The organism is Acidaminococcus fermentans (assembly GCF_009696675.1).
Lineage (GTDB): Bacteria > Bacillota > Negativicutes > Acidaminococcales > Acidaminococcaceae > Acidaminococcus.
Genome location: NZ_VULN01000010.1, coordinates 1 through 23801 on the forward strand (window position 1 = coordinate 1; position 23801 = coordinate 23801).

24 protein-coding genes and 1 other annotated feature are annotated in these 23801 nt (G+C 56.1%); of the genes, 3 read left to right on the plus strand and 21 right to left on the minus strand.

The features are described 5' to 3' along the window. Window positions 1–359: 359 nt before the first annotated feature. Window positions 360–1640, plus strand: coding sequence for an SGNH/GDSL hydrolase family protein (locus FX155_RS07545; RefSeq protein WP_326831128.1), 1281 nt, complete (start codon window positions 360–362; stop codon window positions 1638–1640). A 129-nt stretch (window positions 1641–1769) separates the two neighbouring features. Next, window positions 1770–2756 carry a diaminopimelate dehydrogenase gene (locus FX155_RS07550; RefSeq protein ID WP_154488294.1) on the plus strand — a complete coding sequence of 329 codons (987 nt, stop codon included), beginning with the start codon at window positions 1770–1772 and terminating at the stop codon, window positions 2754–2756. Between the two features lie 159 nt (window positions 2757–2915). On the opposite strand, the gene thrS is transcribed toward FX155_RS07550, so the two are convergent. The 7 genes from thrS to FX155_RS07585 all read right to left on the minus strand — a co-directional run bounded on the left by thrS (window position 2916) and on the right by FX155_RS07585 (window position 9424). Further along, window positions 2916–4826: a threonine--tRNA ligase gene (gene thrS / locus FX155_RS07555; RefSeq protein ID WP_022488070.1), complete on the minus strand. Its 1911-nt coding sequence runs from the start codon at window positions 4824–4826 to the stop codon at window positions 2916–2918. A 330-nt stretch (window positions 4827–5156) separates the two neighbouring features. Then, window positions 5157–5312 carry a hypothetical protein gene (locus tag FX155_RS07560; protein WP_022488071.1) on the minus strand — a complete coding sequence of 52 codons (156 nt, stop codon included), beginning with the start codon at window positions 5310–5312 and terminating at the stop codon, window positions 5157–5159. Window positions 5313–5335: 23 nt separating this feature from the next. Beyond that, the gene (locus FX155_RS07565) at window positions 5336–6007 is read right to left on the minus strand and encodes a PolC-type DNA polymerase III (RefSeq protein ID WP_154488295.1); all 672 of its coding nucleotides are present in this window, start codon (window positions 6005–6007) and stop codon (window positions 5336–5338) included. Window positions 6008–6019: 12 nt separating this feature from the next. After that, the gene (locus FX155_RS07570) at window positions 6020–6280 is read right to left on the minus strand and encodes a heavy-metal-associated domain-containing protein (RefSeq protein ID WP_154488296.1); all 261 of its coding nucleotides are present in this window, start codon (window positions 6278–6280) and stop codon (window positions 6020–6022) included. A gap of 85 nt (window positions 6281–6365) precedes the next feature. Beyond that, complete coding sequence (locus FX155_RS07575) at window positions 6366–7361, minus strand: electron transfer flavoprotein subunit alpha/FixB family protein (RefSeq protein WP_154488297.1); 996 nt, start codon at window positions 7359–7361, stop codon at window positions 6366–6368. Between the two features lie 12 nt (window positions 7362–7373). Then, entirely contained in the window at window positions 7374–8156 is a 783-nt protein-coding gene (locus FX155_RS07580; RefSeq protein ID WP_154488298.1) for an electron transfer flavoprotein subunit beta/FixA family protein, read from the minus strand. A gap of 95 nt (window positions 8157–8251) precedes the next feature. After that, complete coding sequence (locus FX155_RS07585) at window positions 8252–9424, minus strand: class I SAM-dependent methyltransferase (protein WP_368509223.1); 1173 nt, start codon at window positions 9422–9424, stop codon at window positions 8252–8254. Between the two features lie 219 nt (window positions 9425–9643). Beyond that, window positions 9644–9885, plus strand: a binding site (T-box leader). 69 nt (window positions 9886–9954) lie between these two features. Between FX155_RS07585 and FX155_RS07590 the strand changes: the two genes are divergently transcribed. After that, window positions 9955–11178, plus strand: a complete 1224-nt coding sequence (locus tag FX155_RS07590; protein ID WP_154488299.1) for a hypothetical protein — start codon at window positions 9955–9957, stop codon at window positions 11176–11178. Window positions 11179–11227: 49 nt separating this feature from the next. On the opposite strand, the gene FX155_RS07595 is transcribed toward FX155_RS07590, so the two are convergent. From FX155_RS07595 to FX155_RS07660, 14 genes are all read right to left on the minus strand, one after another. Then, window positions 11228–11887 (minus strand): histidine phosphatase family protein, encoded by a 660-nt coding sequence (locus FX155_RS07595; protein ID WP_154488300.1) that lies wholly within the window; start codon window positions 11885–11887, stop codon window positions 11228–11230. Window positions 11888–11901: 14 nt separating this feature from the next. Further along, a complete protein-coding gene (locus tag FX155_RS07600; protein ID WP_022488079.1) occupies window positions 11902–12699 on the minus strand; it encodes an RNA-binding protein in 798 nt (265 codons plus the stop codon). Window position 12700: 1 nt separating this feature from the next. Further along, a complete protein-coding gene (gene proC, locus FX155_RS07605) occupies window positions 12701–13522 on the minus strand; it encodes a pyrroline-5-carboxylate reductase (protein ID WP_022488080.1) in 822 nt (273 codons plus the stop codon). Continuing rightward, window positions 13510–14115 carry a cell division protein SepF gene (locus FX155_RS07610; protein ID WP_154488301.1) on the minus strand — a complete coding sequence of 202 codons (606 nt, stop codon included), beginning with the start codon at window positions 14113–14115 and terminating at the stop codon, window positions 13510–13512. The genes proC and FX155_RS07610 overlap by 13 nt, the downstream gene beginning before the upstream one ends. An 18-nt stretch (window positions 14116–14133) precedes the next feature. Then, on the minus strand, window positions 14134–14838 hold the full coding sequence (locus FX155_RS07615; protein ID WP_022488082.1) for a YggS family pyridoxal phosphate-dependent enzyme: 705 nt from the start codon (window positions 14836–14838) through the stop codon (window positions 14134–14136). Between the two features lie 17 nt (window positions 14839–14855). Continuing rightward, window positions 14856–15659 (minus strand): peptidoglycan editing factor PgeF, encoded by an 804-nt coding sequence (pgeF, locus tag FX155_RS07620; RefSeq protein ID WP_195839636.1) that lies wholly within the window; start codon window positions 15657–15659, stop codon window positions 14856–14858. Between the two features lie 101 nt (window positions 15660–15760). After that, window positions 15761–17233 (minus strand): phosphate--AMP phosphotransferase, encoded by a 1473-nt coding sequence (locus FX155_RS07625; RefSeq protein WP_154488303.1) that lies wholly within the window; start codon window positions 17231–17233, stop codon window positions 15761–15763. Window positions 17234–17327: 94 nt separating this feature from the next. Then, a complete protein-coding gene (locus tag FX155_RS07630) occupies window positions 17328–18323 on the minus strand; it encodes a 2-hydroxyacid dehydrogenase (protein ID WP_022488085.1) in 996 nt (331 codons plus the stop codon). A 394-nt stretch (window positions 18324–18717) separates the two neighbouring features. Further along, window positions 18718–19182, minus strand: a complete 465-nt coding sequence (gene smpB, locus FX155_RS07635; protein WP_022488086.1) for an SsrA-binding protein SmpB — start codon at window positions 19180–19182, stop codon at window positions 18718–18720. After that, window positions 19133–21607 (minus strand): ribonuclease R, encoded by a 2475-nt coding sequence (gene rnr / locus FX155_RS07640; RefSeq protein ID WP_154488304.1) that lies wholly within the window; start codon window positions 21605–21607, stop codon window positions 19133–19135. The genes smpB and rnr overlap by 50 nt, the downstream gene beginning before the upstream one ends. Beyond that, window positions 21604–22005: a PaaI family thioesterase gene (locus FX155_RS07645; protein WP_022488088.1), complete on the minus strand. Its 402-nt coding sequence runs from the start codon at window positions 22003–22005 to the stop codon at window positions 21604–21606. Before FX155_RS07645 ends, rnr begins: the two co-directional genes overlap by 4 nt. 3 nt (window positions 22006–22008) lie before the next feature. Further along, the gene (locus tag FX155_RS07650; RefSeq protein ID WP_154488305.1) at window positions 22009–22743 is read right to left on the minus strand and encodes an alpha/beta hydrolase; all 735 of its coding nucleotides are present in this window, start codon (window positions 22741–22743) and stop codon (window positions 22009–22011) included. Between the two features lie 85 nt (window positions 22744–22828). Further along, complete coding sequence (gene secG, locus FX155_RS07655) at window positions 22829–23053, minus strand: preprotein translocase subunit SecG (RefSeq protein WP_022488090.1); 225 nt, start codon at window positions 23051–23053, stop codon at window positions 22829–22831. Window positions 23054–23208: 155 nt separating this feature from the next. Continuing rightward, window positions 23209–23424 (minus strand): hypothetical protein, encoded by a 216-nt coding sequence (locus FX155_RS07660; RefSeq protein WP_154488306.1) that lies wholly within the window; start codon window positions 23422–23424, stop codon window positions 23209–23211. Window positions 23425–23801 lie beyond the last annotated feature (377 nt).

Here is a 23801-nt window from a genome sequence, read left to right on the forward strand (position 1 = left end):
TCACGGCAAACCTCCTGTCCTGTGAGGGAGAATTTCTGTCCGATAATTAATTTCGTACTATCCGTACAGTATACACCGTATGTCCAAAAATTACCCCCTCCGTGTCCAATTTTAGTTTACCACTTCAAACCGGCCTGGAACCTCTACCGGGACTGCCCCCCCCCCGACCACTTAACCACTTAACAACCTCCCCCTCACCCCTCAAATATGCTACAATATCCCCTGTAACTACCAATCCGGAAACGAGGTCTTATTTTATGCGTGCGATTTCTCATACTCTTTGCCGTGCTGTGCTTTTGGGATGTCTGGGGGCCGGTCTTTTGGCTGGGCCGGTCTGGGGGGCTCCGGCTTTGCCTCCTGTGCAGAAACCGGGGTCTGCGGCGGCCAAACCGGTTTCTCCTGTGCTGCGGCGGCAGCCGGTGCCACAGTTTACCACCCATTACACGGCAGCCCACCCTGCTTCTCTCCACCCCACTCTCCGCTGGAAACCCATCCTGGGGACGGTGTATTACAATGTAAAGGTACAGCTGCCCAACGGGAGCTCCCTGCCCGATGACCGGACCTATGTGGCCGGATACAACCTGGCTTTGCCTGCGGGCACCCGGGGGGATGTATCGGTGCAGATCCAGTCTTTCGACCTGGACGAAAAACCGGTTTCTGCCCTTTCTCCGGTGGAAAAGGTCCATGTTGATCCGGAACGGAAGACGGCCCTGTATCCGGACCCCATCAGCCAATTCAACAGCGGCAACGGTACCACTCTGCTGTACCCGGTGTACAACTGGGTGCCTCTCAACGGGGTGCGGCATTATGAGGTGGAGGTGCTGAAAACCAATGCCGTCTCCCCCACCCGGGAAGCAGCGCCGGACCAGCTGCTGGAACGGGGCAAATCCACCGGATTCGACTGGTATGACGACGAATCCCACTACGCTCCCTACACCATGTACTGGCGGGTACGGGGTATTGACGAAGCCGGGAATCCGGTCAGTCAGTTCTGCCCGCCCCAGCCCATGAAGGTGGATCCGGAAGACAACTGGCAGGTGGGGACCCTGGGGGACAGCATTTCCCACGGGGGCGGGGATCTTTCCTATTCTCCCAGCGATTTTGCCTATAGCTACCAGTATTACCTGCCCTTTGACAGCATCAACCTGGCGGAAAGCGGGGACACCAGCGAGGCTACCCTGGACCGGTTCGACAAGGATGTGGTCCCCTTCCACCCCAAATATCTGATCATCATGACCGGCAGCAACAGTCTCCGGGGCTGGGTCAGCGGGGAAAGCGTCATCAACGACCTGAAGGGGATCCGGGAAAAATGTGAGGACAACGGGATCACCCCCATTTTCATGACCCTGCCTCCGGTGAATCCGGCCAACATCAAACGGGCCTTTGACGAACCCACCGCCGAAGGATGGCGTGCGGAAATGGCCAAAGTGAACCAGTGGATCCGGAGCCTGCCCTGGTTCATCGACCTGGGGACCCAGTTTGACGAAAATGAAGACCTGCCCACCCGGTACGCCCTGGACGGACTGCATCTGAACTTCCGGGGCAAGCGGCTCATGGCCAAAGCCATTACGGAACAATGGGACGGGATCATGGCCAAAATCCGGATGGCCCGGGAACAGGATCAGGAGGACGAAGAATAAAGGGTACTACCTTTACAATTCTCCGTACTTTATGATAGAATATGAAACATATTCTACTTATGCAGCATTGTAAAAATAAAATACTGTATACAGTTTTCTGCTGCATTATAATGAGGGGAGATTTTGTTTATGACCATTCGAATTGGGATCCTGGGATATGGCAATCTGGGACGGGGTGTGGAATGTGCTCTGGAGAAGGCGCCGGATATGGAACTGGCAGCGGTGTTCACCCGCCGGGATCCTGCCCAGGTGAAAATCGCCACGGCCAATGTGCCGGTGGTCAATGTAAAGGATATGGCCGACTGGAAGAACAGCATCGATGTGCTGATCCTCTGCGGCGGCAGCGCTACGGATCTGCCGGTGCAGACTCCGGAAATGGCCAGGATGTTCAACGTAATCGACAGCTTCGACACCCATGCCCGGATCCCGGAACATTTTGCAGCAGTGGACAAGGCGGCCAGGGCTTCCGGCCATTTGGGAATCATTTCCGTAGGCTGGGATCCCGGCCTGTTTTCCCTGGCCCGGCTGTACAGCAACGCCATCCTGCCTGAAGGAAAGGATTATACCTTCTGGGGCAAAGGGGTCAGCCAGGGCCACAGCGACGCCATCCGCCGGATTCCCGGTGTCAAAGACGCCAAGCAGTATACGGTGCCGGTGGAAGCAGCCCTGGAAGCGGTGCGCAGCGGAAGCCAGCCGGAACTGACCACCCGGCAGAAGCACACCCGGGAATGTTATGTGGTGCTGGAAGAAGGGGCCGACCCCAAGGCGGTGGAACAGGCCATTGTGACCATGCCCAACTATTTCTCTGATTATGACACCACCGTCCACTTCATCAGTGAGGAAGAACTGAAGAAGAACCACAGCGGTCTGGCCCACGGGGGCTTTGTGATCCGCAGCGGGGTCACCGGGCACCAGGATGAACACAAGCATGTAATCGAATTCAGCCTGAAACTGGATTCCAATCCGGAATTCACCACCAGCGTACTGGTGGCCTACGCCCGGGCCGCCCACCGGCTCCACCAGGAAGGCCGTACCGGCTGCCTTACGGTATTCGACGTGGCTCCGGCCTATCTGATGCCGGAAGACGGCGGGTACCTGCGGGCCCATATGCTGTAAGAAATTGCTCGTCACCTTAAACTAAAAAAGAACTTCCATCCCCCTTGGGACGGAAGTTCCGTGATACCACCTATTTTCATCCGGCTGCTGACCGTTGACCACTGACGAAAAAAGAAGGTTGCTGCTCGTTTTTTTTGCAGCAACCCTCTTTTTTTATGCTTACTTCCGATTCTTGATTTCGTCCTGGAGCTTGGCGATGAATTCGTCCACGGCCATGGCTCCCTGTTCGCCGTTGTCCCGGCTGCGGACGGAAACAGTACCGCTTTCCAGCTCCTTTTCGCCCACAATCAGCATATACGGCACTTTCTTGACCTGGGCTTCCCGGATCTTGTAGCCGACTTTTTCGTTCCGGTCATCCAGATGGGCCCGGATTTTCTGGCTTTCCAGTTTGTCCACAATCTGTTTGGCGTATTCGTTGAACTTGTCGGTAATGGGCATTACCCGTACCTGTTCCGGAGCCAGCCAGGCCGGGAAGGCACCGGCGTAGTTTTCGATCAGGATACCGATGAACCGTTCAATGGATCCGTACACCACCCGGTGGATCATAACAGGACGGTGTTTCTGGCCGTCTTCCCCGGTGTAGGTCAGGTTGAATTTTTCCGGCAGCAGCATATCCAGCTGGATGGTGCCGCACTGCCAGGTACGGCCGATGGAATCCTTCAGATGGAAGTCGATCTTCGGGCCGTAGAAGGCGCCGTCCCCTTCGTTGATGGAATACTTCAAGCCGAAGTCATCCATGGCTTTCCGCAGGGCATTGGTGGTCATTTCCCAGGTGGCGTCGTCACCCATGGAGTTGTCCGGACGGGTGGACAGTTCAGCGTGGTAGGTCAGGCCGAAAGTGGCGTACACTTCGTCGAACAGACGGATGGTTTCCTGGATCACGTCTTCGATCTGGTTGGGCATCATGAAGATGTGGGCATCGTCCTGAGTGAAGCAGCGTACACGGAACAGACCGTGGAGAGCGCCGGACAGTTCATGCCGGTGCACCAGGCCCAGTTCGCCAACCCGCAGAGGCAGTTCCTTGTAGGAATGAGGTTCGTTGGCATAGACCAGCATGCCGCCGGGGCAGTTCATGGGTTTAATGGCGTAGTCTTCCCCATCGATTTTGGTGAAGTACATGTTTTCCTTGTAATGATCCCAGTGGCCAGAGGTTTCCCACAGCTGCCGGTTCATGATCATGGGGGTCATGACTTCCTGGTAGCCGTATTTGCGGTGCACTTCTCTCCAGTAGTCGATCAGGGTGTTCCGGATGATCATGCCGTTGGGCAGGAAGAAGGGGAACCCGGGGCCGTACTCGCTGAGCATGAACAGACCCAGCTGTTTGCCCAGTTTCCGGTGGTCACGCTTTTCAGCTTCTTCCATCATGTGCAGGTAGGCTTCCAGATCTTCCTTGCTGGCAAAAGCCGTGCCGTAGATCCGCTGGAGCATCTTGTTGTGTTCGTCCCCACGCCAGTAGGCACCGGCAATGCTCATGAGCTTGAAGGCTTTTACCCGGCCGGTGGAAGGGCAGTGAGGGCCGGCACACAGGTCGGTGAAGTCTCCCTGGGTATAGGTGCTGATCACGGCATCTTCCGGCAGGTCTTCGATCAGTTCCACTTTGTAGGGTTCATCTTCGGCCTTGAATTTGGCCAGGGCTTCCGCTCTGGGCAGTTCTTTCCGGACCAGAGGATAGTTGGCTTTGATGATCTTGCTCATTTCCTTTTCAATGGCACGCAGGTCATCGGGAGTGAATACATGCTCACTGTCCAGGTCGTAATAGAAACCTTTTTCAATGGCAGGGCCGATGGCGAACTTGGTGCCCGGGAACAGGTGCTGGATGGCCTGGGCCATTACATGGGAAGCGGTGTGACGGATGGCATGGAGCCCTTCTTCACTGTCCGGGGTAATGAATTCCACCTTGGCATCATGATCCAGGGTATCGCTCAGGTCCTTGTTTTCCCCATCCACCTTGGCCAGGAGAGCGGTCTTCCCCAGTTTCTGGTTCAGGCTCTTGGCGATGGACAGCAGGGAGCTGCCGGCTTCAAATTCTTTTACGCTGCCATCCGGCAGGCTTACTTTAATGTTGGACATATTGATTTCCTCCTTGATAGTACCAGCAAGATCAGGACGGACATACAAAAAGACCCGTCCCTCACAGGGACGGGCCATAAGCTCGCGGTTCCACCCTTATTGAACTGACCGTGGCCAGTTCCACTCGGCATCCTTTAACGCAGGATATACGATCTTGCCTACTTTGTTCAGCAGATGGCTCCCAGGTGGTTGACTGTCATTTGTTTCCGCGCCCTTCTCAGCTTCCGGGCTTCTCTGTACTGTTGCCCTGACAGGTTGTCCTCGTCATTGCCATTGGCTTTTTGAAATTGTTTACATTATACCACCGGGGAAAAGTTTGTCAAGGAAATTTTAATATTCTTCCTGGGCTTCCCGATGGTTGAACCGGTCCTGTTCCTCTTCGATGATCTGCACCATGTCGGCGGCGCAGGTTTCCCGGTCTTTATAGCCTTTTTCCTTCCAGTCCTTGGACATTTCCCAAGCCAGTTCTTCGATTCCCTGATCCATGGTTTCCTCCTTGTACTGCAGCTTTACCACAGGCTCAGCTGCTGGCCTTCGTTCTTTCCTTCCATTTTCTGCCGCACCTTTTCCAGGAACGCCTCCAGGGAGGGATACCGGCGGGCAGCGTCTTCTTTCAGTTTCCGGAAACAGGTTTCCGTGGTCTCCACGTCGCTGAGAGCCCGGTGGGCTTCCTTGTTCTCCACCTTGTACCAGGCGGCCAGATTGTTCAGCCGGTGATGGTCCCACAGGGGGAACAGGGTCTGGGCCATGGGCAGCACATCCACCCAGTCGTTGGCCAGAGGCCGGTACAGCTGGGTCTGGAACTGCTGCTGGAGAAACCCCATGTCAAAGCCCACATTGTAACCCACCGCCACCCGGCTGCCCAGGAATTTTCCAAAGGCTTCCAGGGCCTGCCGGGGCTGGGGCGCAGCTGCCAGCATATCGTCAGTGATGCCGGTGAGCTGGGTGATGAAGGGAGAAACGTAATGGCCGGACAAAGGAGTCCGGGGCTGGATCAGGGTGGAAAAAGTCCTCCCTCGCTTCCCCCGGACCACTTCCAGGGCACCGATTTCAATAATCTGGTCCCGTTCCGGATCCAGGCCGGTGGTCTCCAGATCCAATACCACGTAGGTTTCGGGAAAAGCCACCAGACTCTTCCCGGTGCCGGGCAGCGTACCGGCAAAATTGTCCTTTTTTCTCATAGGTCTCCTGCATCAGCCGAAGAGCCGGGCCAGGAATCCCTTTTTCTTTTCGTACGGTTCCACCCGGTAGCTGGTGACCTGGTAACCGGTCTGGTCAATGACCTTCCGGATCTTTTCTTCCGGAATAAGTTCTTTGGCCACAATGTCCGTTTCCTTTTTGGAACGGGAGGAAGAGACGGAATCCACCGGGAACGCATTCCGGATGGCTTCGTTGATATGGGATTCACACATGCCGCAGGCCATGCCTTCGACACCAACAATCATTTTTACCATAATAGACCTCCTGCTGGAACACCCTATACCTCGTATGGGTATTCCGCAGGGTTAATTATAGAAGTTTTGTAGGATTTGTCAAGGGTCAGTCCTTCTTCAGCAGTTTTTCCAGTTCCTGCATCACATCGAACAGATCCCCCACAATGCCGTAATGGGCAAACTGGAAAATAGGGGCATCAGGACTCTTGTTTACGGCAATGATCAGCCCGGCGTCCTGGATCCCCAGTTTGTGCTGGATGGCCCCGGAAATCCCCAGGGCGATGTAGATCTTGGGGGCGATTTTCTTGCCAGTGACCCCCACCTGCCATTCATAGGGTGCCCAGCCTGCGTCCACCAGCGGTTTGGAAACCCCGAAAGCGGCGCCGATCCGTTTGGCAAAGGTCTGGACTTCCCGCATCCCTTCTTCGTTCTGGACGCCCCGGCCAGCCCCTACCACCATATCCGCCGTATCCAGGTCCAGCACTTCCTTCAGCTGTTCCAGAGACGTGAAATCCAGCACCTTCACAGCGGGACTGGCTTCAGCATTGTCCAGGGGAACCGGGAAGATTTCCCCTTTCCGGGTTTCATCCTTGGGGTTGCCGTGGAAGATCTTGTCGCTGACCGTACCCAGCTGGGGCCGGGTGGTGGTCTGGATCTTCACGAACAGTTTGCCGGTGTAGGCGGGACGGATCCAGGTGAGGGTATCATCCTCCCCTTCGTACCGCACATCGATGCAGTCCGCCACCAGCCCTGCCTCCAGCCGGGCAGACAGCCGGCCGCCCAGGTCACGGCCATTGGGGGATGCACCGATGAACAGCACACTGGGAGTATACAGGCTCAGGGCTTTGGCCACCGCTTCCGTATAAAGGGCTCCATCAAAGGCGGCCAGACTGGGGGCCTGGAGCAGGGCCACCCCATCGGCTCCGTAGGCAATGGCTTCCCGGGCCGCTTCTTCCAGATTGTCCCCGGCCAGGATGCCCAGCACCTGATTGGGACGGGCGGCCGCCAGCTGGCGGGCTTTCCCCAAAAGTTCCACACTGAGGGAGGTGAGCCTGCCGTCAGAGGTTTCCAGATAGACTCCGATATTGTTTTTCCATTCCATGATAACGCCTCCTTACAGCAGGTTCTTCTTCCGCAGTTCGTCCACCAGATTGGCGGCAGCTTCCACCGGGGTGGCTCCCTGGATCATGGTGCCCACCGGCTGAGGTTCCGGAGCGAACAGTTCCGTAACCTTGGTGGCGGAGCCGGCCTTCCCGGCTTTTTCCGGAGCCAGGTCGATGTCTTCCAGACGCCATACCGGGAACACGGCCTTTTTCGCGGCCATTTTGCCCCGGATGCCGGGAGTCCGGGGATTCCCGCATTTTTCCGTTACGGAGATCACTGCCGGCAGAGCCGCCTGGAGGGTTTCCACCCCGCCCCGGTTCAGCCGGCGGATGGTGGCCTGGCCGTCCTTTACTTCCAGTTCATCTGCATAAGAAAGCAGGGTCATGCCAAGCCGCTGGGCCAGGGCCGGAGGGATTTGCCCGGTGTCCCCGTCCGTGGAACGCTTCCCGGCCAGCACCAGGTCCAACGGTCCCAGTTTGGCCAGGGCCGCTGCCAGGATCTGGCCGGTAGCCAGGGTATCGGACCCGGCCATCCGTTCATCGGACAGCAGGATCCCCTTGTCCGCCCCCAGAGCGATCCCTTCCCGGAGGATGTCACTGGCCAGGGCAGTGCCCATGGTCACAAGGGTTACCGTGCCCCCTTCCTGGTCCTTCAGGGCCAGGGCCGCCTCGATGGCGTGGAGGTCAACAGGGTTCAGCATGGAAGGTGCCCCCACACGGACCAGGTTGTTGTCCCCGGACAGCTGGATATCCGAAACGGCAGGTACCTGTTTCACCAATACAGCGATATTCATAATGCAGCCTCCTTTATGAAAAAAATATTGTTTTATCAGTCTATAGTGATTATACTATGAATTCGAAGTTATCGCAACTGATAATTATTATTGATTCAGTACCACCGGGTCATGGGCAGGCTATTGTTGTTCCCTTTGGTCATGAGCACCTGGTGGATGTCGATGTAGCCAATCTGAAAGGCCGCTGCACAGCCGCACAGGTACAGATCCCACATCCGTACAAAGGAAGGATCCTTCCACCGGGCCACCTGTTCGTGGACCTTGCAGAAGTTCTTGTACCAGCACAGAAGGGTCCTGCAGTAATGGCGGCGGAGACTTTCCACATCCAGCACCCGGAAATCCGCATCATAGGCATGGTGGATCAGTTCCCGAAGGGAAGGCAGGGTGCCCCCCGGGAAGATGTATTTCCGGATCCAGGGATCGGACACCACTTCATCGTGGCCGGTAATGGTATGGAGCAGGAAGATTCCCCCCTGTTTCAGCAGATGGTTCACTGTTTCCATATAGGTGGAATAGTTGGAACGGCCCACATGTTCCATCATCCCCACGCTGACCACCCGGTCGAACTGGAGATCCTTGGCCTCCAGGTCCCGGTAGTCCGTCAGTTCGATGGTCACCTGGCCCTCCAGGCCCAGGGCCTTGATCCGTTCCTGGCTCTTTTTCCACTGTTCTTTGCTGAGGGTACAGCCATAGCCCTTCACTCCGTACTTTTTGGCCGCCTCCAGCAGCAGGAAGCCCCAGCCGCAGCCAATGTCCAGCAGGGTCATCCCCGGCTTCAGGTACAGCTTCTGGAGGATGTAGTCCACCTTGTTCCGTTGGGCCTGTTCCAGGGTATCTTTGTCGGACTTGAAATAGGCACAGGAATAGCTCATGGTGGGATCCAGCCACAGTTTGTAGAAGTCATTCCCCAGATCGTAGTGGGAGGACACTTCTTTGGCCTGGTCCTGTTTCTTTTCCGACATGTACAGGATGTTCCGGAGACTGTTCCGGTCCAGGGAGAACCGGTCCGCCTGTTCCAGAAGGGTGCAGAGCATGTGGAACAGGTCCCCCTTCACTTCGATGTCTCCCCGCATGTAGGCCTCCCCCAGAGCCAGTTCCGTGGACTCCAGCAGGGCCTTTTTGGGAATGTCTTTGTGGATGATCAGGGTGAATTCCGGCTTCCCCTCACCAATGGTATACTCCTCTCCATGGATCTGGACATTGAAACAGTGCTTGTCAAAATGCCCCAGATAATAAAGGAGAAAATGATCCATCATTTTATGAAGCAGCATGACAACAGGACTCCCTTCTGCAATATGGAAATATTCATTGTTTACCATATATTATAACACTTTTAAGCGGACAAGAGACTAAGTGGCTAAGTGGTTAAGTGAAAAGGAACGCTGATAACAATAATATGCGAAAAGGATTGATATAATTTTTCTTTCGTAACCCCATTGACAGTATACTGTATCCATGGTATCATTTCATCCATAGTCAACAAACGCCGAAACGTGATGACGCAGACTAGTACGCCTGAATCCCTGCTCCAGAGAGCTGCCGGTTGCTGCGAGGCAGTGGATGGGACGGGCCGAACTGCCTGCTGAGCGGCTGGACCGAACCTGCAGTAGGTCCCTCCGGGAACTCCCGTTACAGAGCATGGATATCGCCACCGGCCGTATCCGAGAGCGCGTCCCCAGGACGAAACAGAGTGGTACCGCGGAAGGATCCAACGCCTTTCGTCTCTTTGCTGCCAATGCAGAGAGACGGAAGGCGTTTTCGTTTCTCTGGAAACTGTCATTCCAAGGAGGAAACAATCATGATCAACGGAACATCTGCCATCAAAGGGGCCTCCCTCTCCCTGTGCTTTTCGGTGGGAGCGGTGCTGTTCAGCTCTCATGCGGGAGGCGGATTCGCCACCGGCAACCAGGAAAACGTCTACTTCATCAGCCTGGGCTGGCTGGGCCCCATTACCGCCATTGTAACCATGCTCCTGTTCACCCTCACCATCAAAGAGGCCATGAACATGTACAACAGCCGGCACCTCACCAGCTACCGGCAGCTTTTCCAGAATCTGTACCGGCCGGTACCCGGCATTGAATTCCTTTTTGAAGGGTTCTTCTACATCATGGTGCTCATGGCCGTATCCGCCACCATTTCCGGGGCCGCCTCCGCCCTGGCCGCCCAGACGGGCCTCAACTACTATACCGGCATCGGTGTGGTGGGCGCCGTAATCTTTGTACTGACCATTTTCGGGGCTGACCTGGTCCGCCGGGCCACCACCTACATGGGCATTGCCATCCTGGCCATGGCCATTACCATTTTCTCCGTGGGCATCGCCATGGGCGGCCAGGTGGAAGGCACCCGGTTCTTCCTGGATGCCATGGCCCAGGATTTTGCCGTTAACGGCTTGGCCAAACTGCCCACCGCCATTCTCCACGCTTTCACCTATTCCGGTTTCCAGTGCGTGGTGATCCCCACCATGATCGTGGTGGGCACTCCCCTGGTGACCCGGAAGAACTGTGCAGATTCCATGTGGATGTCCTTTGCCATGAACGCCACCGCCCTCACCATGGCCGTGTGCATGCTCCTGGGCTGGACCGGGGTCTACGGCAGGACGCCCCTGCCCACTCTCATGAGCCTGAAAGCCATGGGCATGCCCTGGCTGACCCTTCTCTATTCCGTAACCCTCATGCTCTGCCTGATCTCCACCGGGGTGACCACGGTGTTCGGATTCACCGCCCGTTTCTCTGAAATGGACTGCCTGAAAAAGATCACCGGCAGCGCCGTAAAGCGGTCCGCTCTGGTGACCCTGTTCATTATCTGCCTGTCCATGACGGTTTCCATGGTGGGTCTGACCAACATCATCAAATACGGGTATGGCTACTGCGGCTACCTGGCCATTGCCATCATCATCGTCCCCTTCCTGACCATCGGCCGGGCCAAAAACAAGCGCTACGCCGCTGACCAGGAATACCGGGAACGGATCGACGCCATGAACCAGTATCCGGGAATGGAAGAAGCGGAAGTGGAGGAAGCATAAAAAAAAGGAGATGTTGCACGCATATTTTTCACGTGCAACATCTCCTTTTTTATGCCCCAAAGGGGAAGTTGAAAATCCCTACAGGTCCTTTTTTCCACTGGTACGAGGTGTCGTTCAGGGCGAATACCGCATGCTCTCCCCACTTGTTCATGCCCAGCACTGTCACCGAAGCGGGCCGGATGTCGAAGGATATCTGTTTTTCCGCCACTTCTTCGATGCTCAGCCCCAGCCAGGCAAACAGGATGTTCTGGATGGTTCCCTTGTGGGACACGATGATCAGGTCCCGGCCTTCCTTTTCCAGTTCCCGGAACCCCTGAATGGTCCGTTCATAGAAGGTCCGCCGGGTCTCTCCTCCGTCATAGTTCACATGATCCAGCTCCCGGCCGGTTTCCGGCGGGTGGTAAAAGGCCAGGGCCTCTTTTTTGTTCAGCCCCGCTGCCTTTCCGTTGTTCTTTTCCCGGAGGAAGGAAAAACATTCCACCGGTTCTGCTCCCAGCTTCCGGGCAATGATTTCCGCTCCCGTCCGGGCCCGCTGCAGGTCGCTGGATACGATCCGGGGCAGGCTGCGGCCGGAAAAGTCCCAGGCCAGGCAGTCCGCCAGCTGCTGGAACTGCTTCTGTCCCAGCACTGTGAGAGCCGAATCCGTCCAGCCCCCGGTCAGTTCCTTCACATGATGATCCGCTTCCCCGTGCCGAATCAGTAAAATCATAATGACATCCTTCCTTAGATGTACCGTTTCAGGGTAATGGCATACCGTCCCTTTTTGGTGGTCCCCCGGACTTCCGCCAGTTCCACCCGGCCCCGGGACCGGAAGGAGATCACATCCCCCTCCTTCACCGTCTGGGAAGGACTTTTGGCGTCCTGCCAGTTCAGCTTCACGTTCTGGCCCTTGATCTCATCCGCCATCCGGCTCCGGGATACCCCATAGCCGCTGGCCGCCACCGCATCCAGCCGCAGGGCCGCCACCGTGGCGGAAATCAGTTTGATCTTCTGTTCCTTTTCCTTCAGGTCCGTCAGGGGGATTTCTTTCACTTCCACCGTGGCTGCCCCGATTTTGGTCAGGTTGCTCAGGATGAAATCCACCATGGGGGTATCCACCACCAGCTGGGCCCCCTCGTCGATGAACACAATATCCCCCAGGATTTCCCGTTTGCAGCCCAGGCCCATGAAGGCTCCCAGCACATCCCGGTGGCCGATGTCATAATACCGTTTGTCCCAGAGGATTTCCAGGGCCGTAATGGCAAAATCAGGCTGGCCGTAGAATTCGTCCGCAATGAAGGCCACCTTCTGCCGTTCGGCATTCTGGAAGCCTCCGTTCATTTCATACCGTACCTGGGGATAGTTGGCGGCAACGATTTCCGCCACATTCTGGCCGTGGGGATCCAGGAACCCGGATACCCTGGCCCGCCGGCTTTTCCGGGCCCCTTCCGCCAGATCCAGCAGCTGGGCTGCCAGTTCCGCATCCCCGCTGGCCTTGAAATACCGTAATACTGTTTCCCGTTGTTGTGTGGTGTTTGCCATGTTATTTCTTCAATGCGGCACTCCGGTCCAGGACCGCCTGCACCGCATCGTAAAACGCTCCTCTCACTCCGTGGTTTTCCAGGGCCTTGATCCCTGCAATGGTAGTGCCTCCGGGGCTGGTCACCTGGTCCCGGAGCTGGGCAGGATGGAGCCCGGTCTTCAGGCCCATGACGCCGCTGCCGGCCATGGTCTGGGCCGCCAGTTTGATGGCAAGTGCCCGGGGCAGGCCAGCCATGACACCGGCATCTGCCAGGGCATCCATGACCACAAAGAAATACCCGGGGCCGCAGCCGCTGATGGCGGTAATGGCTTCCATGGCCTTTTCGTCCACCCGGACCGTTTCCCCACAGGACTGGAAAATGGCTTCCGCAGCGTCCATCACTTCTGGAGCCACCTTTCCGTCCGCCGTCAGGGCCGTCATCCCCATCCCTACAGACAGAGGGGTGTTGGGCATGGAACGGATTACAGGATGGCCGGGCACCAGGGCGTGGAGCATGGCCAGGTCATAGCTGCCCATAATGGACAGGATAGTGGCCTTCTCCGGCAGGGCTGCCACCAGGTCAGCAGTTACCGCTTCTTTGGCCATCTGGGGCTTCACCGCCAAAATCACCAGATCCGCATCTGCAGCCGCGGCACTGTTGTCCCCGGTAACCGGGATCCCGTAGGTTTCTTTCAGATAAGCCTGCCGTTTGGCAGTGGGCACAGCAGCGGTCACCTGTTCCTTCCGGACCAGGCCTCCCTGGAGGATGCCCTTCAGGATGGCTTCCCCCATAGCGCCGCAGCCGATGAAAGTGATTTTACTGATACCGTTTATCGTTGCCATGGATCATTGCTCCCTTCCGATCCAAAATTGGTGTTTTCCGTGTCGATATCCACATTGGGAGGCGCGCATACCAGCAGATTCCGGCCGATTTTCCGCAGGGTCCCGTCCAACGCATAGATGGTGCCGCTGATAAAGTCGATGATCCGTTTCCGCACGTCCGCATCCGTATCCTCGAAATTGATCACCACCGGCTGGTTCTTGCACAGGTAGTCCGCCATTTTCTGGGAATCATTGAAGTCGATGGGTTCGATGACCACCACGCTCACCGGATTCCGGTTCACCGGCATGGACAGCACCTTGTCCCCGGTCCGGCTGGAAGACGTTTCCTCCCGGGAAGAGTCCGCCGTGCTGTCGTAGTCCTTGTCGAACACTTTGTCGTAAGGTTTTTCATAGGTCTTTTCGTAGGGTCTGTCATATTTGTCGTACTCCCGGTCGGAACTTTTGTCCCGCCAGGTGCCTGCCGAGCCGCTGCCGAACATGGGGACCACTTTCCCCTCATCCTGCTGCTGGGTTTCCATGGTTTCGTCCGTTTCCTGCTTGTCTTCTCCGTTGACCAGGCCAAAATATTCCAAGAGCTTGCTGATTTTTTTCATACGATCCACCATTTCTGTTTAAAATTTTAAAGAGTAGTCCCTGGCTCCAAAGAGAGCGGAACCCACCCGTACTTCGTTGGCCCCTTCTTCCACGGCGATCCAGTAGTCGTGGGTCATGCCCATGGACAGGATATCCACCGGAGAATCCGGCAGGGCATCCTTCAGGAACAGGAAATCCCGGTAACCGGCAGCAAACACCGGACGGGTCTCTTCCACCTGGTCCGTGGCCTGGGCGATCACCATGACCCCCCGGATCCGGATGTGAGGGTAATTCTTCAGTTCCGGCACCGCCGCCCGGAAATCTTCCGGAGCAAAGCCGCTTTTCTGTTCTTCTCCCGCTTCGTTGATCTGGAGCAGCACATCCTGGATCTTGTCCAGTTCCGCCGCCGCTTTTTCCAGATGGTTCAGCAGCTTCAGGCTGTCCACGCTTTCAATGAGGCAGAAATGCTCCACCGCGTGTTTGGCCTTGTTGGTCTGGAGATGGCCGATCAGGTGCCAGTTGCCTCCCGGCGGCAGCACCGCCTGTTTGTGCATGGCTTCCTGGACCCGGTTTTCCCCAATCTCCGTAAGACCGGCTGCCAGAGTTTCCGTGACGATTTCCGCCGGATGGTTCTTGGTCACCGCCAGGATGGTCACTTTGTCCCCGGTGGCCTTGGGTTCTGTCCGCTTGCCCAGGGCTTCCTGGATCCTGGCTTCCACGGCCGCAATATTATCCTTCAACATGGGTATCCCCATCTCCTTTATTTTCGATAGATCACCGCATACAGGCGGCCTGTTTTCCCCTTTTCCGCCCGGTAGGAGAAGAACCGGTCCTTGTGACAGCTGGTGCAGCAGTCCGCCCGGTAAATCTGTTCCCGGGGCACCCCTGCTTCCAGCAGTTCCAGGGTGTTCAGCTGCCACAGATCCAGCATGTAGTGGCCGGGTCCGTGAGGGGTCAGGCAGGAGGGATATTCCGCCGCCCGGTCCGCCACTTCCTGGCCCACTTCATAGCAGCAGGGACCGATGGAAGGGCCGATGCCCGCCACCACATCCCCAGGCTCTGTGCCAAAGGCTTCTTTCATCACATTCAGGGCATGGGGGACGATTTTCCCTACACTGCCCCGCCAACCGCCGTGGACGGCTCCCACCGCCCCGGTCCGGGTATCCGCCAGCAAAATGGGCACACAGTCCGCATAGGAAATCAACAGAGGCAGCCGGTGACAGTCCGTGACCATCCCGTCGGTTTCCGGGATGGCATCAGCCAGAGTCAGGGTGCCTTTCCCTGCATCCTGTTCCGTCACCACCGCCACATGGGTGCTGTGGACCTGCTGACAGGCCACTGCCCGTTCCAGGGGAAAATCCAGGGCCGCCGCCATTTTCTGCCGGTTGGCCAGTACCTTCTCCCGGTCATCTCCCACGTTGTAACTCAGGTTCAGTCCACCTGGGAACAGGGAACTGCAGCCCCCTGTCCGGCAAAGGAATCCGTGGACCACACCCCACTGTTTCCAGGCAGGAAAACAGCCCCATTCCACACCTTTCGCTTCTGCAAAGGCAAAATCAGCCATCTTTCCCACCTCATTGGTCAAATTTTTCCTGCACAGCAGGAAACCCTGGAAAGAACTTCCAGCAACCCTCATTGTACTGTTTTTTTACTGGTTTGTAAACGTTAAAGCACAGCTTCCATCCTTTGGATCATGGTTTCCAGGACTTTCAGCCGGGCAAACAGTTTATTGTTGGCTTCCACCACAGTCCAGGGTGCGCCTTTGGTATCGGTCCGATAGAGCATTTCGTTCACCGCATCCACATAGGCATCCCATTTGTCCCGGTTCCGCCAGTCTTCCGGGGTGATCTTCCAGGTTTTGTTGGGGTCGTTCTCTCGGGCCTGGAACCGTTTCAGCTGTTCTTCCGAATCGATCTGCATCCAGAACTTCTGGACGATGATCCCCTGCTTCACCCACTGGGCTTCCATATCGTTGATTTCTTCATAAGCCCGGCGCCATTCGCTGATTTTGGCAAAGCCTTCCACCCGTTCCACCAACACCCGGCCGTACCAGGTCCGGTCGAAAATGGCAATTTCTCCCGGAGCCGGCAGTCTGGTCCAGAACCGCCAGAGATAATGGAACTGCTTTTCCCATTCGTTGGGTGCACTCACCGGGTTCACCCGGTAGCCCAGAGGGTCGAAGGATTCGGACAGCCGTTTGATGGCGCCCCCTTTGCCCCCGGCATCCTGGCCTTCAAAGGCCACAATGGTACTGATTTTCCGTTTGGCCAGTTCAAACTGGAGTTCCCCCAGCCGTTTCTGGTATTTTTTCAGCTTTTTGCTGTATTCTTCCTGTTCCATGGGCTGGTAGGGCGTGTACCCGGACAGGATATCCGGAATGGTCAGTTCCCTGGCCGGGCCTTTTTCCGGATCCACCGGACGCTCCCGGTCCTTCAGGGCTTCTTCCAGGGCGGTGATCAGCACCCGGAAGACCGCTTCCGTACCGGTCCGTTTGTCTTCCATGGGGACGATGTGCCAGGGGGCCAGATCCGTATTGGTGGCCGCCAGCATGTCTTCGTACACATCCCGGTATTTGTCGTAGTCGACTCCTTCGATGCCTCCCGGTGCCAGTTTTTCCCACCGGCTGCCCATGGTTTCCTGGCCCTTTTCCATGTTTTCCTTCTGTTTTTTCTTGGAAATGTGGGTGAAGATCTTCACCAGCACATAGCCCCCCTGGACCAGTTCCTTTTCGAAACTGTTGATTTCGTCAAAACTTACATTGTACCATTCGGAAGCCTCGTCCGGATCCCCCACTGCATGTTCGTTCCGCAGGAAATACCAGGCCCGGTGATGGATGCAGATCTGCCCGGCCGGTGGCAGCTCCTTCCAGAACTGGAGGAAGAACGGGCTCTCCTTCTGTTTTTCCGTGGTCTTGGAGGCAGAATACACCCGGAACCCCCGGGGGTCCAGGGCATGGATCACCTTGCTGATCAGCTGGCTCCGCCAGGAGGCCCGGAACCCTTCAAACAGCACGATCACCGGGATCTTGGCATCCCGGACTGTCCGCTGGAGGAATCCCAGACGGTTTTCTTCCTCTGCTATTTTTTCTGCGTATGCTTCTTTGGAAATTTTCGTTTTCAGATCGATTTTGTCCAGCATAGGGACCCCTTCTTTCCCGAAATTCCATATTTCCCTTATTATAACACGAAAAGGGTGCTGCAACAGATTGCAGCACCCTTGGGAAGAAGCAAAATTATTTGATCTTGTTGGGGCAGTCGCCGGTTTCAGCCAGATCCTTCAGGTTCTGGTAGGAAACTTCCACCATGTTCTTTACGGCTTCATCGGTGTAGGAGCCCAGATGCGGAGTAATCAGGACTCTGGGATACAGGTCAACCAGCTTTTCGAACAGCGGGTTTTCCAGTTTCTGGCCTTCCAGGTCTTTCCCGAATACGCTGGCTTCCCCATCCAGAACGTCGCAGCCGTAGCCGCCCAGTTTGCCGCTTTCCACAGCTTCGATGACAGCTTCGGTATCCACCAGCTGGCCGCGTGCACAGTTGACCAGGATGGCGCCGTCTTTCATCTTCTTCAGGAAGTCGCGGGTAACCACAGCGCCGTTTTCTTTGATGTACGGAGCATGGATGGTGATGATGTCGGATTTCTCCAGGACTTCATCCAGGGAAACCTGGGTGCAGTAGTCTTCGATCCCTTTGATTTCGAAAACGTCTTCCCCGATAACGGTAGCGCCCATGCCGTGGAAGATCTGAGCAGCCACACGGCCAATCCGGCCCAGGCCAACAACACCCACGGTGCAGTTCCGGACTTCTTTGGAGAACATGAAGGCATCGACCTTGAAGTTCTTCTTGGAAGTACGGGAAGTGGTGTAAGCGGTATGACGCAGCAGCATCATAGCCTGGGTTACAGCCAGTTCAGCAATGGCGTTGGGGGAATAACGGGGAACGAAAGCCATGGGGAAGCCCAGTTCCTTGGCATATTCCTTATCGATATGATCCGTGCCGGCGGTACGGGTCAGGATGTATTTTACGCCCAGTTTCTTGTAGATGTCCAGGTTCTGTTTATTGGCGAAGCAGTTGCCCCGCAGGATTACTGCGTCAAAGCCAGCAGCCATTTCGGCAGTTTCTTTCGTATTCAGATAATCAGGGACACATTTGATGTCGTAACCGAATTCCTTGTTGCAGGCCTCAAAAATCGGCAGTTCTACATCTCTTACACCATAACATAAAACCTTCATATCAATACCTCCTATAATGGGAAACACACAATTTGGGCAACCCGGAATGGTTCCGTCTGCCCGCTGATTACATTGTAGCATGGAAAAAAAAATTTTCCAATGTTTTTCGTATTTTGTATACAAATTGCGTGAATATTTTGTGGAAACAAAAAGGCTGCTGCTTCTGCAGCAGCCTCCTGCCCGTTACTTTTCCCTTAAAACTGATAATTTACTCCCACATTCACCTGCCACTTTTTCTGCAGATTCCTGCCAATGCGGTAATCCGTCTGAGAAAGGTAGGCCCCATACTGCCAGATTTTCTGCGTCGTATTCGTCTCTAACGAACCCGTCTTGTAAAGGCGGGTTCATTCCTTCGGCCGCTGACCGTTGACGGGGCTGCCTCCGCAGCCCCTTATCACCGGTTCCTTTCCTTCATAGCCCGGTCGATATCCCGTTTGGCAGCCCGGTCGGCCATGGCCTGGCGCTTGTCATAGAGCTTCTTCCCGGTGGCCAGGGCCAGCTTGCACTTTACCAGCCCGTGGCTGAAATACAACTGCAAAGGCACCAGGGTAAAGCCCTTTTCCTTGGTCTTCCCGATCAGTTTCTGGATTTCCCGTTTGTGCATCAGCAGCTTCCGGTCCCGGAGAGGATCCACGTTGAACCGGTTCCCGTGTTCATAGGGACTGATGTGGAGGTTGTACAGGTACACCTCGCTGGTTTTGGTCACTGCCGCATAGGAATCCTTCAGGTTGGCCTTGCCCTGACGGAGGGATTTCACCTCCGTGCCGGTGAGCACGATGCCGGTTTCATAGGTTTCGTGGATGTTGTAGTCATGCCTGGCTTTCCGGTTTTCTGCGATTACCTTCACTGGCTTTTCCATGTTTCCGATCCCTTCTTCTCCGCCGCCGGCGGTTGTTTTTCTTTTTGGTGGAGCTGCTGTTCCCAGCATTTTCCGTGCCCTGGGGCACCAGCTGACTCAAAGAGGTTTCTTGGCCTTTTTGGGCCGTGTTCTTTTTCTTTTTCCGGTTCCGGCTGCGGCTGTTCTTCTTTCCGAATTCCTTCCGGTCTCCGGATTTCCGGCCGGTGGTGTCATTCCGAAGCTTCCCGGTAGCGATACCGGTCTTGGTCTTTTTCTGCCGTCCCAGTTCCCGGCGCATCTGGTCCGCCGCCTCCGGGCTCAGGCCGGCCAGGACGAAGTCGATTTTCCGTTCCGCCACATCCACCTGGAGCACCTGGATCTTCACCTGGTCGCCCAGACGGTACCGGTTCCCCAGATGCTGGCCGATCAGGGCGTACTGACCCTCGATATAGTCATAATAGTCGTCCGTCAGGCTGGATACATGGACCAGGCCTTCCACCCCGTTGTCCAGTTCCACAAAGAACCCGAAGGAGGACACCCCGGAAATGGTCCCGGTGAATTCCTGACCCACAAACTGGAGCATGTATTCGGCCATTTTCAGATCCACCGTCTGCCGTTCCGCATCGATGGCCCCCCGTTCCCGGATGGAACAGTGGGAAGCCACCAGGCTCAGCCGCTGGGTCCGCTCTTCCGCCTGCTGCCGGGTCAGCCGTTCCCCGTCCAGCTGCCGGCGCAGGAGCCGGTGGACCATCAGATCCGGATACCGGCGGATGGGAGAGGTAAAGTGGGTGTAGAAGTGGGCTGCCAGGCCAAAATGGCCGATGTTTTCCGTCTGGTACACCGCCTGGCGCATGCTCCGGAGAGCCACTGTAGAAATCAGCTTTTCTTCCGGCTTGCCGGCCACCTTGTCCAGGGCCCGCTGGAGATCCTTGGGGCGCATTTTTTCTTCCACCTTCAGGGTGACTCCGAAGAGAGCCATGAGCTTGGCCAGGTTCTGGATCTTTTCCGGATCCGGCAGGTCGTGGACCCGATAGATGAAGGGCCGTTTGTGCTTGGCCATGAACCCGGCCACCGTTTCGTTGGCCGCCAGCATGAATTCTTCGATCATCATTTCCGCCACGGACCGTTCCCGCTTCACAATGGCCACCGGATGCTTCTGCTCATCCAGCAGCACCTTCTGTTCCGGCAGTTCAAAGTTGATGGCGCCCCGGCGTTCCCGTTTCTTGTGGAGTACCTGCTGGAGCCGTCCCATATCTTCCAGCATGGGGACGATATCCACATATTTCTTCCGCAGGGCTTCGTCCTGGTCCACCAGGATGGCCCGTACATCCGGATAGTTCATCCGGTGGTGGTTGTTGATCACACTGGGCGCAATGGTGAAGGAAATGGTCCGGCCGGTTTTCCCGTCAAGGAGCATTTCGCAGGCCATGGTCAGCCGGTCTTCCCCTTCGTTCAGGCTGCAGATGCCGTTGCTCAGTTCCACCGGCAGCATGGGCAGCACCCGGTCCACCAGGTACACGCTGGTGCCCCGTTCATAGGCTTCCTGGTCCAGCAGGGAGTGGGGCTGCACATAATAGCTTACATCGGCGATATAGACCCCCAGGAAGTAGTTGTCCCCCTGTTTTTCCACATACACAGCATCGTCCAAGTCCTTGGAATCCACCCCGTCGATGGTGATGATGTTCCAGTCCCGCCGGTCCAGCCGGTTCTGGATTTCCTTCTTTTTGATCTTCTGCTCCACTTTTTCTGCCGCTTCCTGGACAGGAGCAGGGAATTTGGTGGGCAGGTCGTTGTCTTTGATGATGGAAAGGATTTCCAGGCCGATATCCCCGGGTTTCCCCAGGATCTCCACGATTTTTCCTTCCGCGTTCCGCCGTTCGTCCGGCCAGGTGGTGATTTCCACCACCACCTTTTCCTTGTCCCGGGCTCCGTTGAAGTCCTTCCGGCGCACGTAAATGTCCCGGCCCACCCGTTTGTTGTCCGGGATCACGAAGCCGAATTCCCCGGATTTGCTGAAGGTTCCCACCAGTTTGTGATGGGCCCGGTTCAGGATCCGGATGATTTTCCCTTCCTGCCGGTCGTCAAAGACACTTTTCATCACCCGGGCCATGACCGTATCCCCGTCCATGGCCCCGCTGAGGCTGCTGGCCGGGATGAACAGGTCCCCGTCTTCCGTTTTTTCTTCCGGGATCACAAAGGCAAAGCCCTTGCTGGTCACCTGGCACCGGCCCACCACCAGGCCCATGGCCGCCGGCAGCCCGTAGGTGTTGAACCGGGTCTTCACCACCTGGCCCCGGGTTTCCAGTTCTTCCATCACCGTCCAGAACAGCTTCAGGTCCGCGCCCTTCAAGGCCAGCGCCTGGATCAGTTCATCGGCGGAAAGCGGGGCGGTGGGATGGTCCTTCATGTACCCCAGGATCTTTGTTTCCATTTCTGTATTGATCATTCTCTCTCCTCATACATCAGCTTGCCGTCCGCTTCGGCCGCCACGGTTCCGTCTTCCCGGATTACCTGGCCGGTCATTTCCAGCAGCTGTCCCTTTCGTCTTTTTACTTTGGTGATCACATGGATCCGTTCCCCAATCCGTACCGGCTGCCGGAAGCGGACTTCCAGCCGGGCCGTATAGGCAACTTTGTGTTCATACATATAAGGGTAATTCCCCATGGTTTCGTCCAGCAGGGTGGAGATCAGTCCCCCGTGCATCCGGCCGTCATAGCTCTGGTGCACCGGCTGGGGCACAAAACTGGTGTAGCAGCCGTTTTCGTCGGTGCGGAAGTGGAGATGGAGCCCCATCGGGTTGTCCTTCCCACAGCCGAAACACATGGTATCTCTGTCATTTTCCATTTTCTATTCCTCCAAAAAGGCCTCGATGGCAGCATAAATGGCCTGCCGGCCTTTGTATAATGTCATCACATGCCGGGCCTGTTTTACCCACAGCAGCTGTTTCTGGTCTGAGGCGGCATGTTCCTGGATGTACAGGGCACTTTCCGGGCGCACCGTGTGGTCCGTTTGGGACTGGATGATCAGAAGGGGCTGCCGGACCTTGGGCAGGTATTTTCCCTTCACCGCCTTCAGCAGCCGCACCAGCTGGTGGACCGCTTTGATGGGCATGCACCGGTAGGCCACATTGTACCGGGCAGGAGCGTCGATGGTCCGGGGATTTTTGGGAATGGCCCAGTAGGGCAGCCGGTCCGCCAGCCAGAGGAAGTACACCCGCCAGTCGTAGAGATAGATGGGGGTGGAGAGCACCACCAGCTTGTCCGCTTTTGTCTCTGCTCCGGCATACAGGGTCAGCAGCCCGCCCATGGAAAGGCCGATGACCGTTACCTGGGCGCAGATTTCCCGAAGATGGGCCACTCCCTGCCGCACCTGGGCTTCCCACTGTTCCGCCGTTACCTCCAGCAGATCATGGGGATCCGTGCCGTGGCCTGCCAGGAGAAGCCCTTCCACCGTATACCCCTTCCGGTGCAGGTCCTCCCCCAGTTCCCGGAGTTCCGAAGGGCTGCCGGTAAAGCCGTGGACCAGCAGCACCCCTTTGCCGTTTTGCCCCTGCCAGAAATACGGTTCCGCGCCCTGGAGCATCCCCATCGCCTCCTTCCCCATAGCAAAAATGGCATTACCCTGCCAGGCAATGCCACTGTGAAATGTGTGAACGTTCTTTAATTGCTTACTGCAGGCGGGCAATTGCCACGTTGATAACAGCGAAAATCAGCCCCAGCACAACGGTGATCCGTGCCAGCGCCTCATCCATGTCCGTGGGTTTGCCCCCAAACAGGGATTCTCCCCCGCCCAGACCGCTGAACCCGGCACTTTTGCCAGACTGGAGCAGGATGGACCCGATCAGCAGGACGCTCACGATCACATCAAGAACCATCAATATATCTAAAGCCACAGGTATTCCCTCCACATATCAGATTCTTATATTATAGCCCATACAGAGGCGTTTTGTCCAGAGTTTCTAAACCATAGTATAATTCACGGTGGCCACGCAATGGCCACCGTATTTTTTTCCAATATATACCATATTTCCCGTCAAATTTTTGCCGTTTATTTGCCGTCTGCCGCTTCTAATTGGTCCAATGCAGCTTTACAGGCTTCCATTTTCCCATGCTTTACCAGACGGGCAAAACGCCGAATCAGATCCCATTCATCATCATAGGCACGGAGCTGGTGTTGAGGACGGACGCCCTCAGGTTTAGTCGTACCTTTTGGCCGTCCGGTTTGATTCGGACGACGGCCACCCCATTGCTTTTTATCGGTCATTAAATCACCCCCGCAAAACAGATATGGCACGAATGACAGCATACAGGAGGAAGCAGCCTGCTATCATATGATCATATATGGAAGACCACCGTAAAGCGCTGAGTATAATCAGAATGGTCATAAACACATCAGTGAATTTAAGTCTTTTCATTGATATCATTCCCCTTTCGTGATATGATACCCCTAGAAGGGGTGGGTGGATATCCCCCCACCCTTCGGCTGTCAGTCGCTATCTAAGCAGGTTTTGCAATCTGTCCAGGATTTCAAGAACCCCTGCTATGATAGCGATTATTTTTGCTATTTTATCTAACACATTTTCTCATCCTCCCTTCCTCTTGATGATTTAAGTATACTACTTTCTTGTTTATTTGTCAATG

What these genes read in the sequence shown, in the direction of transcription:
- FX155_RS07550 (WP_154488294.1), top strand. Translation starts at nt 1,770, where the DNA reads ATGACCATTCGAATTGGGATCCTGGGATATGGCAATCTGGGACGGGGT.
- thrS (WP_022488070.1), bottom strand. Translation starts at nt 4,826, where the DNA reads ATGTCCAACATTAAAGTAAGCCTGCCGGATGGCAGCGTAAAAGAATTT.
- FX155_RS07560 (WP_022488071.1), bottom strand. Translation starts at nt 5,312, where the DNA reads ATGGATCAGGGAATCGAAGAACTGGCTTGGGAAATGTCCAAGGACTGG.
- FX155_RS07565 (WP_154488295.1), bottom strand. Translation starts at nt 6,007, where the DNA reads ATGAGAAAAAAGGACAATTTTGCCGGTACGCTGCCCGGCACCGGGAAG.
- FX155_RS07570 (WP_154488296.1), bottom strand. Translation starts at nt 6,280, where the DNA reads ATGGTAAAAATGATTGTTGGTGTCGAAGGCATGGCCTGCGGCATGTGT.
- FX155_RS07575 (WP_154488297.1), bottom strand. Translation starts at nt 7,361, where the DNA reads ATGGAATGGAAAAACAATATCGGAGTCTATCTGGAAACCTCTGACGGC.
- FX155_RS07580 (WP_154488298.1), bottom strand. Translation starts at nt 8,156, where the DNA reads ATGAATATCGCTGTATTGGTGAAACAGGTACCTGCCGTTTCGGATATC.
- FX155_RS07590 (WP_154488299.1), top strand. Translation starts at nt 9,955, where the DNA reads ATGATCAACGGAACATCTGCCATCAAAGGGGCCTCCCTCTCCCTGTGC.
- FX155_RS07595 (WP_154488300.1), bottom strand. Translation starts at nt 11,887, where the DNA reads ATGATTTTACTGATTCGGCACGGGGAAGCGGATCATCATGTGAAGGAA.
- FX155_RS07600 (WP_022488079.1), bottom strand. Translation starts at nt 12,699, where the DNA reads ATGGCAAACACCACACAACAACGGGAAACAGTATTACGGTATTTCAAG.
- proC (WP_022488080.1), bottom strand. Translation starts at nt 13,522, where the DNA reads ATGGCAACGATAAACGGTATCAGTAAAATCACTTTCATCGGCTGCGGC.
- FX155_RS07610 (WP_154488301.1), bottom strand. Translation starts at nt 14,115, where the DNA reads ATGAAAAAAATCAGCAAGCTCTTGGAATATTTTGGCCTGGTCAACGGA.
- FX155_RS07615 (WP_022488082.1), bottom strand. Translation starts at nt 14,838, where the DNA reads ATGTTGAAGGATAATATTGCGGCCGTGGAAGCCAGGATCCAGGAAGCC.
- pgeF (WP_195839636.1), bottom strand. Translation starts at nt 15,659, where the DNA reads ATGGCTGATTTTGCCTTTGCAGAAGCGAAAGGTGTGGAATGGGGCTGT.
- FX155_RS07625 (WP_154488303.1), bottom strand. Translation starts at nt 17,233, where the DNA reads ATGCTGGACAAAATCGATCTGAAAACGAAAATTTCCAAAGAAGCATAC.
- FX155_RS07630 (WP_022488085.1), bottom strand. Translation starts at nt 18,323, where the DNA reads ATGAAGGTTTTATGTTATGGTGTAAGAGATGTAGAACTGCCGATTTTT.
- smpB (WP_022488086.1), bottom strand. Translation starts at nt 19,182, where the DNA reads ATGGAAAAGCCAGTGAAGGTAATCGCAGAAAACCGGAAAGCCAGGCAT.
- rnr (WP_154488304.1), bottom strand. Translation starts at nt 21,607, where the DNA reads ATGATCAATACAGAAATGGAAACAAAGATCCTGGGGTACATGAAGGAC.
- FX155_RS07645 (WP_022488088.1), bottom strand. Translation starts at nt 22,005, where the DNA reads ATGGAAAATGACAGAGATACCATGTGTTTCGGCTGTGGGAAGGACAAC.
- FX155_RS07650 (WP_154488305.1), bottom strand. Translation starts at nt 22,743, where the DNA reads ATGCTCCAGGGCGCGGAACCGTATTTCTGGCAGGGGCAAAACGGCAAA.
- FX155_RS07660 (WP_154488306.1), bottom strand. Translation starts at nt 23,424, where the DNA reads ATGACCGATAAAAAGCAATGGGGTGGCCGTCGTCCGAATCAAACCGGA.